This window comes from Bacillus cereus group sp. BfR-BA-01331 (assembly GCF_022663915.1).
GTDB lineage: Bacteria > Bacillota > Bacilli > Bacillales > Bacillaceae_G > Bacillus_A > Bacillus_A mycoides.
In genome coordinates, this window is the sequence record NZ_JAKUGJ010000127.1 from 1 (window position 1) to 922 (window position 922).

The following is a 922-nucleotide window of genomic DNA, read 5'->3' on the forward strand; positions in this document are numbered from 1 at the left end:
TTTTGGTCGGAATCCGTAGGAATTTGAACAGAAATCAGCTTCAAAGATGGCTTCCAATATGAGTTTTAGCGCTCCTTGGACCACGCGGTCCCGTATACACGGGATTTGTAGTGTCCGCATTTTTCCGTTTTCTTTTGGGATTTCTACTTTACGATTAGCTTGTGGTTGATATGTTCCAGCCTGTAGTTCTGCTTGGATATTCTTTAAAAACGGCATAACTCCCTCTAGCTCTATATCAGCGAAACTTTTCCCGTCGATGCCTGGGGCACCGTTGTTTTTCCTCGCTTGCTGATATGCTTCATGAAGGGTTGTTATTTTGGTAATGTGGGAAAATATTCCCCAAAACCGATGCGTAGGTTCAGACTTCGCCTTTTGATAGATTCGTCGCCTTAGTTCCTGCAAAGTAATAGGTGTTTTTATCATGGCACCCTTGCCTCCTTTGGTCGTACGAAATATTTACAGGTTCGGACCCTTCCCTCCCCGCGCGTTTTGCTGCACGCAGATCTCTGGTACTACGATCCGTTCCGCCACCCTGACACCTACCGTTCTCACTTCCCGATCGCGGTTATAGAGACGGTCTCCTCGATGAGGTTTCTTCATCGGGTGTCGAGGGCTTCTCCAGTTTCCACATTATCTTTCTCTCCATGTCGCCGCTGATACCCCGCCGGTGAGAACTGCCGTTCCAGACTCGTTTCGGTCAGTTCTTGCTGCTTTCGCACGTTATCGACCGTCTCAGCCACCGGAATTGCGTGTAACGAGGCTACGTCTACGTTCACTGTACGTTACAACCTGGAGATTTGCCCACATGCCTTTTGCATGTGATGTCAGAGGGCTTCGCCGTGTCGCTTTCACTTCATGGCGCCTCTCAGGCTACGGGAGTGGAGTCTATTCTCCCGATTGGACTTTCACCAACTAGATAATG

1 pseudogene is annotated in these 922 nt (G+C 48.9%); it reads right to left on the reverse strand.

Going from position 1 to position 922, the window contains the following annotated elements:
- Positions 1 to 423, reverse strand: a pseudogene (locus tag MR155_RS31210) (reverse transcriptase domain-containing protein); the annotation flags it as partial.
- Between the last annotated feature and the right edge of the window lie 499 nt (positions 424 to 922).